The sequence below is a fragment of the Candidatus Methylomirabilis sp. genome (assembly GCA_036000645.1).
Lineage (GTDB): Bacteria > Methylomirabilota > Methylomirabilia > Methylomirabilales > JACPAU01 > JACPAU01.
Genome location: DASYVA010000064.1, coordinates 1 through 8,857, shown reverse-complemented (window position 1 = coordinate 8,857; position 8,857 = coordinate 1). Strand labels below are relative to the sequence as shown.

Here is an 8,857-nt window from a genome sequence, read left to right as displayed (position 1 = left end):
GCGATCCTGCAGGTGGACTACACCAACGTCCTGCGGGGGCGGGGGAAGCCCCGGTACGAGGCCCAGCTGGAGGCGGACCGGGCACGGCTGCGCCCCATCCTGATGACGACCTTGGCCATTATCGCCGGGATGCTGCCGGTGGCGCTGGGGCGGGGGGACGGTTCCGCAGCCCGCGCCTCCATGGCCATCGTGGTCGTGGGGGGGCAGGCCCTCTGCCTGCTGGTCACGCTGCTGATCACGCCCGTGGTCTACAGCACCTTCGACGACCTGGGGGGCGCCCGCCTCTTCACCTGGGTGGCCGAGTGGCGGGTCTGGGCGTCGTTCCGGGCTGTGCGGGCGCGCGTCTCCTGGGGGCTCTCCCGGTACGCGAACGGCCGTCCCCCTTCAACGCCTTCCGGGTCCTGAGCCGGCCTCCCCACCGCAGCTCAGCCGCGCGCACGCAACTATGACCCTACCCGCCGCCCCTCCGGCCGTGGAATCCCGGCCGCTCCTCCTCACGCGGGGCTTCGTCCTGACCTGCCTCTCCACGTTCTTCTTCTTCCTCTCCTTCTACCTCCTCCTCCCCACCCTGCCCCTCTACGCCCTGCAGCACGGCATGGGTGAATCGGAGATTGGCCTCATCATCGGGGCCTTCGCCCTGACCTCCCTGGTCGTGCGGCCCCACGTGGGGCGAGCCATCGACCGCCGGGGGCGGAAAGGGATGCTCCTCCTCGGGGCGGCGGTGTTTCTCGTCGCCTCGCCGGCCTACCACCTCACCCGGACCGTGGGGAGCCTCCTCGCCCTCCGCCTGCTCCACGGCTCCGGAATGGGCTGCTTCACCACGGCCGCCAGCGCCGTCATCACCGACCTGGCCCCCCCCGCCCGGCGTGGGGAGGCCATGGGCTACTTCGGCCTGGCGGCCAACCTGGCCATGGCGGTCGGGCCGGTCCTGGGGATCTGGCTCGCCTCGGACGGCACCTTCGGGGGACTCTTTCTGGCCGCGGGGGGTGTTGCGCTGGGGGCAGCCCTGCTGGCGACGGGGGTGCGCGAGACCCTGCCGGCCGGCACTGCCCCGCCCGCGGCCGCGCCGCTCCTCAGCCGGGCTGCCCTCTTCCCGGCGGGAGCGATGCTCACCCTGTGCGTCACCTACGGGGCGGTGGCCTCCTTCCTCCCTCTGCTCGGCCGGCAGGTCGGGATGGGAAACCCCGGCCTCTTCTTCGCGGTCTTCGCCGCCTTCCTGGTGCTGACTCGCCCCCAGGCGGGGCTCCTCTCGGACCGGGTGGGGCGCGCCGCGGTGGTCCTGCCGGGGATGACGCTCGTGGCGGCGGCCATGGCGACGCTCGCCGTGGCGAGCTCCCCTGGATGGCTCCTGCTGGCCGGCGCCCTCTATGGCATCGGCTTCGGCGCCGCCCACCCGGCCCTGATGGCCCTCACCGTTGACCGGGTGGAGGCCGCCGAGCGGGGCCGGGCCATGGCAACCTTCTATGCGGCCCTGGAGCTGGGGATCGGCTCCGGTTCCGTCCTCCTCGGAGTCCTCCTGGCCCATTCCAGCTTCCCGGCGATGTTCGGCGCCGCCGCCGCCATCGCGGCCGCCGGCACCCTCGGCTTCCTCTTCGGCTATCGCCGCCTGTAGGGGCCCGTCCGCGCAGGCGGGAACCGTGCAGGCGGACGCCGTCCCACGGCCACGAGAGCCCGGGCCCGCGACCTGCGGCGGGGCTTCGCTACATCCGGCGGAGGGCGGCGGAGAGGAGGACGATGATGGTCGCCAGCGTGAGGTTCACCAGCAGCCAGCGGGGCCGCTGCTTCTGCATTCCGGCAAGCGCCGGGAAGGGGAGGGTGATCAGGAAGGCAATGGTGAAGAGCGCGAGGGCCAGGAGAACCTTCAGCCCCAGGACTGCCTGGTAGCGGACATCCACCCCGGCCTGAAGGGACGAGAGCATATTGTAGAGGCCGCTCATCAGGATGACCCCGATGGCGGCCCAGAGGATGGGGTTGAACCGCGCGCCGATCCTCGCCATGAACGGGGCCCGCTGCTCCGGTGGCAGGGCGGCCGCCGTCGGGATCAGGACGAAGCGCGCGAAGGCCACACCGCCCACTCCGATGATCACCCCCCCGAGGTGGAGCCACTGCATCAGGGTGTCGAGCACAGCGCTCCTCCCCTCAAGCGGGCATTGCCGTGGACCCGCCCGCCGGGCGCCAGCGCCGCGCCATCCGGACGGCGAGGAGGGTCGCGGCCACCAGGCTTGCGTGCCGCGCCTTCCCCGTCCCGACGATGTCGAAGGCGGTCCCGTGGTCTACGGAGGTCCGGATCATGGGAAGCCCTACCGTCACGTTGATCCCCCGGTCGAACCCGATCAGCTTCAGCGGGACATGACCCTGGTCATGGTACATGGCGACGACGAAGTCGAACTCCCCCCGCCGGGCCCGGTAGAGGAGCGTATCGGCCGAGATCGGGCCATGGACGTCGAACCCCTCGGCCCGCGCCGCCTCGATGGCGGGAGTGATCTGCTCGATCTCTTCCCGGCCGAAGAGGCCCCCCTCCCCTGCGTGCGGGTTCAGGCCCGCCACGCCGATCCGGGGCGCCCGGACCCCCAGCATCCGCGCCGCCACGCCGGCCAGCCGGATGACCGTCAGGACCCGCTCCCGCGCCACCCGCGTGACCGCCTCGCGGAGGGCCACGTGGGTGGAGACGTGCAGGACCCGGAGCCGGCCCACCACCAGCATCATGCTGTAGTCCCTGGTCCCGGTCTTCTCGGCGTAGATCTCCGTGTGGCCGTCGTAGGGAAACCCGGCCTGGCGCATCGCTTCCTTGTTCAGGGGCGCCGTGACGGCGGCGGCGATCTGGCCGGCCGTGGCCAGCTCGATGGACCTGAACACGTACTCCACAGCCGCCCGGCCGGCCGCCGCGGACACCACGCCGAGCGGGCAGGCGGCCAGGTCCACGTTCTTCAGGTCCAGGACCTCGACGGCGCCGTCCCCGCGAGCCTCGGCTGGCGAGCCCACCGGCCGGATCCGCCGCCTGACGCGGGAGGCCGCCCGGACCCGCTCCAGCGCGCCCCGGTCTCCGACGATGACCGGCACGGCCGCCCGCTGCACGCGCGGGTCTACCGCGGTCCGGAGGCAGATCTCTGGGCCGATGCCGGCCGGATCCCCCATGGTGATGCCAACAATGGGTCGGATGGGCATTCCCTGGTGCCTCCCCGCTGAAGACCGGCGTATCGTAGCACGCCGCCTGCGTCCGGAAAAGGGACGGAGGAATCCCCCTGCTCAGGGCCTCGACCTGTCGGGAGGCCGCAGACTTGCCAGGGCTTTCCGGTTGACTGTCCGGCGTGCGCCGTGGTATGGCGTTGCACACGCCTGACGATCCCCGCCTTCGGAGACGCTTCAGCAGGACGCCCGTGCCGCGGGCCTGGACGGGAGGGCGAGTCTCTCCAGGGGCTTCCCACGGGGGATGATGGATGGCCACCTTCGCCGAGGCCCTGGGAACCTTCGCTGCCAGCCTCACCCCGTCCACCCTGCCTCCTGAGGTGGCGGAGAAGGCCACGCACCTCCTCCTGGACACGGCCGGCGTCGCGCTGGCCGCGGCCCCGGAGGACTTCGCCCGCAGCGTCCAGGAAGTGGCCCTCCGCCTCGGGGGCCCGCCCGAGGCCACCCTCTGGGGCCGGACGCAGCGGGTGGGGATGGCGAACGCGGTCCTGGCCAACGGGACGCTGGCCCACGGCCTGGACTACGACGACACCCTGGAGGAGGCCATCGTCCATACCGGGTGCTGCTGCGCCACGGCGGCCCTCGCCGTTGGGGAAGCGCACCGGGCCCCGGGGGCGGCGGTCCTCGCGGCGATCGCCGCCGGCGTAGAGGTGATGTCCGCCGTGGGGCTGGTGGCCCCGGGAGCCTTCCACCGGCGGGGCTTCCACCCGACAGCGCTCTGCGGCCCATTCGGCGCGGCGGCGGCGGCGGGGAACCTCCTGGGACTGAGTGCGGCCGAACTCACCACCGCGTTCGGCCTTTGCGGGAGCCAGGCGGGCGGGATCATTGAGTACCTGGCGGACGGCTCGTGGAGCAAGCGGCTGCATCCGGGCTGGGCCGCCCACGCAGGGCTCACGGCGGTCCTGCTCGCCCGCGCCGGGTTCACCGCGCCCCGGACCGTCTTCGAAGGGACGCACGGGTTCTTCCGGGCCTTCGCCGGGGAAGCCCCCGACCCCGGACGCCTCGCGCGGCTCCGCGACAACCTCGGCCGCGAGTGGGCGATCCTCAGGCTCATGTTCAAGGCCTACCCCTGCGGCTCCATCAACCAGCCCTACATGGACTGCGCGGCGCGCCTCCGGGCGAAGGCGCACCTCGACCCCTCAGGCATCCGTGAGATCCTCTGCCGGACCCCCGAGGGCGTGGTCCACCGCCTCTGGGAGCCGCTGGCGGAGAAGCGGCGGCCGGCGACCCCCTACGGGGCGAAGTTCAGCCTGCCCTACTGCATCGCCCTGGTGCTGGTGGAAGGCGAGGCCGGGGTCGAGGGATTCACCGACGCCAAGGTCAGGGACCCGCGGATCCTCGCGGTCGCCGAGAAGGTCCGCTACGTGGTGGACCCGAGCCTCCCCTACCCGCAACGGTTCACGGGGCACGTGCGGGTGATGCTCGAGGACGGCGGGGTCCTGGAAGAGATGCAGGAGGCACCGCGGGGCGGCCCCGAGATGTCCTTCTCGCCCGAGGAGCTGGCGGAGAAGTTCCGGACGAACGCGGCAAGGGCGTTGCCGCCGCTCCAGGTGGAGGAGGCCCTCGGCCGCCTGCTAAAGCTCGGCGCGGAGCCGGACGCCGCCGCCGCGGCTGCGGCCTTGCGAGGCACGTCGTGACGGCGGCGCTCCAGGAGGCGGTAGGACTCCTTGACGCCCTGGTCCGCCGGATCGAGCCTCGGGAGTTTCGCGCCACCCTGCGCGGGCGGGTCCGGACCGCGGCCCGGCACTGCCCGGCCCTCCTCACGGCGGTGGCGGCCGAGGCGAGGCGGACCGGGCTGCCGGAGCAGAGGCTGCTCGCCCTGAACCTGGCCACAGACCTGCCCGGCGTGCCGGACGGGTGCACCAACATCCTGGCGGTGGGATCCGCGACGCACGACCGCGGCGGCTTCCTGCACAAGAACCGGGATCACCTCCGGGCCTTCCTCGGCGACTGGCGCGTCGAGGCGCCGGCGGGCGCGCACCGCTTCCTGGCCTCCTCGGCGGTGGGGGACCACACGGTGGCCCTCGGGCTGAACGCGGCCGGAATCGCCGTGGCCACCAACAGCGTGCTGAGCCGGGAGACCCATCGCTCCGGGCTCGGGCACCGGGTGCTGGCCCGGAAGGTCCTGGAGGAGGCGAGCGCCCTCGAGGAGATCGTCCCGCTGCTGGAGAGTCTGCCGCGCGCCGGGGGCTTCAATCTCCTCTGCCTGGACGGGAGGGGGCGGGGCCTGGTCGTCGAGGCGACGGCCCGGCGGCTCTGGTCCGAACTCGTGGAGGATGGCGTGCGGGTTCGCACCAACCACTTCCAGGTGCTGCAAGGCGCCCACGACGAGGAGGGGGGCCGGCACCTGTTCACCCAATCGAGCAGACCGCGCCTCGCCCAGGCCGGCGCCGGGTTGGATGGCCGGGAGGGGAAGGTGGACCTCGCGCTCCTCCGCAGGCTGGCCCGCACGCACGCCGCAGAAGAGGCGGCGCTCGTCTACGGCGGCAGCATCTGCAACCACGGCGCCCTCTGGTCCACGCTGACGAGCGGAACCGTCGCCGTGCCGCGCGAGGGGGGCGCCCCCCTCGCCCTCCTGTGGGCCGGGGTGGGCTCCCCCTGCGCCACCCCCTATTTCCCCCTGTCGCCGCACCTGACCCATCTCCCGGCCGCCTTCGGGGACGGCGCCCTCTTCGCCCTCGCCGAGCGGATCGAGGCCGGGTTGTCCTCGGACGCGCGCGCGGAGGCGCTCACCCGGATCCAGGCTCGCTTGGACAAGGCGGGGGAAGAAGCGCTCCTGGTCGCCCGGGCGATCGCGGGCCCAAGCAGGGTCGAGGAGGCCCACCGGATGCTCGCGACGGCGCTCCAGCCGGCGCTCGAGGAGGGAGTGCTGAGCCTGGCCCTCCTGGCGGCGCAGGGGGAGGCGGCCGCAGGGGACGGTCTCACCGCCCGCCTGCCGCGGGAGGTCCGGGTGGCACCCGGCCAGGAGGTAGTCCTCCGCTTCCAGATCCTGAACGGCCTCGCCGAGACCGTCACCGTATCGGCGCGGGCGGAGGGACTGCCGATGGCAGCGCAGCAGCCCTTCCCTGCGCACGTCCGGGTCCGGGCCGGGGCGGTGGGAGGCGGGCTTCTCCTGCTCGGGACCGGGCCCGTGCCACGGGAGATCGCAGTAACGATCCAGCGGGCCGACGGGGCGCGCGAGGTCCTGCGCCAGCAGGACGTCCGGGTTCTCCCCTTCGGCGCCGAAGAGAGCGATTGACTGCGGTCCCGCCCGGGCGCGGGCGGGGCCGCCGCGAACAGCAGCGCCCACCAGAGGAGGGATCTGCATGCGATACCGGGGAATCCTCACCGTCCTGGCCGCGACCGCGCTGGCGCTCGGGCTCCTCCGGCCAGCCGCGGCGGCCGATCCAGCCGTCCTGGAGGCGGCGAAGAAGGAAGGGAAGGTCGTCTGGTACTCGTCGCTCGGCCTGTCGGTGGCCCAGAAGGTCTGCGACGCCTTCAACAAGCAGAACATCGGGGTGACCTGCGAGCTGAACCGGGACGGCTCGCAGCGGATCTTCCAGAAGCTGATGCAGGAGGCCTCGGCCGGATTGGCCATCGCCGACGTGGTCCACACGTCCGACATCTCCCACTTCCTGGAATTCCAGCAGAAGGGGATGCTGACGCGGTACCTGCCGGCCGGGGCGGAGAAGTTCCAGCCCAGCTTCCGGGACCGGGACGGGTACTACACGGTCCTGCGGGGCACCCCCTACGTCATCGCCTACAACACCACGAACGTGAGCAAGGCCGACGCCCCGAAGCGGTGGAAGGACCTCACCGACTCCAAGTGGAAGGGCAAGCTGGTCCACGCCCATCCCGGCTACAGCGGCGTCGTGATGACCGGGATCACCGGTCTGCTCGGCGTCATGGGCGGGTGGGATTACTACGCCGCGCTCACGAAGAACAACCCGCTGGTCGTCCAGTCGGCCGAGGACCCGCCGATGAAGCTGGCGGGAGGCGAGGCCTGGGTCGGGGTGGCCGGGGAGTACAACTTCTACCGCACGGTAGTCAAGGGCAACCCGGTCGAGATCGTCTTCCCCGAGGAGGGCGCGCCGTTCATCTCGTCGGCCAACGCGATCCTGGTCAAGGCGCCGCACCCGAACGCCGCCAAGGTCTTCACCGACTTCCTCTTCAGCAAGACGGCGCAGCAGATCATGGCCGATGACGGCCTGTACGTCCCCAACGAGGAGGTCACCTACCCGAAGGGCAAGCGCCCCCTCAAGGAACTGAAGCTGATCAAGGTCGAGCCGGAGGAGATGCAGAAGCGGGACGAGGAGATCAAGAAGAAGTTCCGCGAGCTGTTCGGAGTGTAACGATGGCGGGGGCGGCGGCCGGGACGGGAACAACCGCGCTGGCGGTCCGGCGGCGGGTGGACTGGACGCCGCTGGTCTGGCTCGTCAACTCGGCGATCCTCGCGGTCCTGGTCGTCGCCCCCCTGGCCATCCTGGTCTATACCGCCTTCCAGTCGTCGGCCGGCTTTACCTTTGGGAACTTCGTCGAGGCCTTCGGCGAGGCCATCTACCAGGGGCCGGTCCTCAACTCCTTCATCTATGCCACCGCGGTGGGGATCCTGAGCGTCCTCATCGGGGCGCCGATGGCCTGGCTCACCGCGCGGACCGACATGCCGGGGAAGGCCTTCGTCCGCACCTTCAGCATCGCCGCCTTCGTCACCCCCTCCTTCCTCGGGGCCACGGCCTACGTCATCCTGGCCGGCCCCAACGCGGGCCTCCTCAACGTCCTCTACCGCACCCTGACCGGCTCGGAGCAACCCCTCTTCAACATCTTCTCCATGGCGGGGCTGATCTACGTGACCAGCCTCTACACCTTCCCCGTGGTCTTCATCATGGCCGGCGCCGCCCTCACCGCAACCCCGGCCGACATGGAGGACGCGGCGCGCATCGCGGGCGCCGGGCGCTGGAGCGTGATGCGGACGATCACCCTCCCCCTCGCCATGCCGGCCATCCTCGGGGCCTTCATCCTCACCTTCCTCGAGGCCCTGGTCCTCTTTGGGGCGCCGGCGATGCTGGCCATCCCCGCCCGCTTCCACGTCATGACCACGCAGATCTGGGCTTTCTTCCACTACCCGCCCCAGGTGGAAGTAGCCGCGGCGTACGCGATGCCGATGCTCCTGGTGGCCGCGGGCCTCCTGTGGCTCCAGCGCCGCGTCATGGGCCGGCGGACGTATACGACCGTCGGGGGCCGCGCGGCGGCGGCACCCCTGGTCCGCCTGGGGGCCTGGCGTTGGGCCGCCTTCGGCGCCTGCGGCCTGGTCCTGCTCTTCGCCATCGGCCTCCCCTACTTCGCCCTCCTGCGGGCCGCACTGGCCAAGGCGTGGGGACTGGGCTGGACCCTCCAGAACCTGACGTTGCGCAACTTCCGCTACGTCATCTTCGAGTTCGACCCGACCCGCTCCGCGATCGTTAACACCCTGGAGCTGGCGACAATCACGGCCACGCTTGCCGCCGCCCTGATGGGGGCCATCGCCTACATCGCCCAGCGGCGGCTGCTCGCCGGCTCACGCCTGCTCGGCTTCCTGGCGACGGCGCCGCTCGCCATCCCCGGGATCGTCCTCTCCATCGGCCTCTTCAAGGCCTACTCCCGCCCGCCGCTTCTCCTCTACGGGACGATCTGGATCATCTTCGTCGCCTACCTC

At 71.9% G+C, this 8,857-nt stretch carries 8 protein-coding genes; 6 read left to right on the top strand and 2 right to left on the bottom strand.

The annotated features are described in order from the left end of the window. A partial coding sequence (locus tag VGT06_04005) for an efflux RND transporter permease subunit (protein HEV8662296.1) occupies nt 1-405 on the top strand: 405 nt, incomplete at its 5' end. Nucleotides 406-472: 67 nt separating this feature from the next. Beyond that, a complete protein-coding gene (locus VGT06_04000; GenBank protein ID HEV8662295.1) occupies nt 473-1,612 on the top strand; it encodes an MFS transporter in 1,140 nt (379 codons plus the stop codon). Between the two features lie 88 nt (nt 1,613-1,700). Here VGT06_04000 and VGT06_03995 read toward each other — a convergent pair whose 3' ends face one another. Then, nucleotides 1,701-2,126: a CopD family protein gene (locus tag VGT06_03995; protein HEV8662294.1), complete on the bottom strand. Its 426-nt coding sequence runs from the start codon at nt 2,124-2,126 to the stop codon at nt 1,701-1,703. 13 nt (nt 2,127-2,139) lie between these two features. Next, complete coding sequence (gene pdxA, locus VGT06_03990; protein ID HEV8662293.1) at nt 2,140-3,165, bottom strand: 4-hydroxythreonine-4-phosphate dehydrogenase PdxA; 1,026 nt, start codon at nt 3,163-3,165, stop codon at nt 2,140-2,142. A 272-nt stretch (nt 3,166-3,437) separates the two neighbouring features. Here pdxA and VGT06_03985 point away from each other — a divergent pair, with 272 nt between their 5' ends. From VGT06_03985 to VGT06_03970, 4 genes are all read left to right on the top strand, one after another. Next, the gene (locus VGT06_03985; protein ID HEV8662292.1) at nt 3,438-4,823 is read left to right on the top strand and encodes an MmgE/PrpD family protein; all 1,386 of its coding nucleotides are present in this window, start codon (nt 3,438-3,440) and stop codon (nt 4,821-4,823) included. Continuing rightward, nucleotides 4,820-6,424, top strand: a complete 1,605-nt coding sequence (locus tag VGT06_03980) for a C45 family peptidase (protein ID HEV8662291.1) — start codon at nt 4,820-4,822, stop codon at nt 6,422-6,424. The genes VGT06_03985 and VGT06_03980 overlap by 4 nt, the downstream gene beginning before the upstream one ends. A 67-nt stretch (nt 6,425-6,491) precedes the next feature. Beyond that, nucleotides 6,492-7,517: an extracellular solute-binding protein gene (locus tag VGT06_03975; protein HEV8662290.1), complete on the top strand. Its 1,026-nt coding sequence runs from the start codon at nt 6,492-6,494 to the stop codon at nt 7,515-7,517. 2 nt (nt 7,518-7,519) lie between these two features. Beyond that, nucleotides 7,520-8,857 (top strand): ABC transporter permease subunit (locus VGT06_03970; protein HEV8662289.1); only part of this gene is annotated, 1,338 nt, incomplete at its 3' end.

Coding starts and splice junctions, on each gene's coding strand:
- pdxA (HEV8662293.1), bottom strand. CDS start 3,165: ATGCCCATCCGACCCATTGTTGGCATCACCATGGGGGATCCGGCCGGC.
- VGT06_03985 (HEV8662292.1), top strand. CDS start 3,438: ATGGCCACCTTCGCCGAGGCCCTGGGAACCTTCGCTGCCAGCCTCACC.
- VGT06_03975 (HEV8662290.1), top strand. CDS start 6,492: ATGCGATACCGGGGAATCCTCACCGTCCTGGCCGCGACCGCGCTGGCG.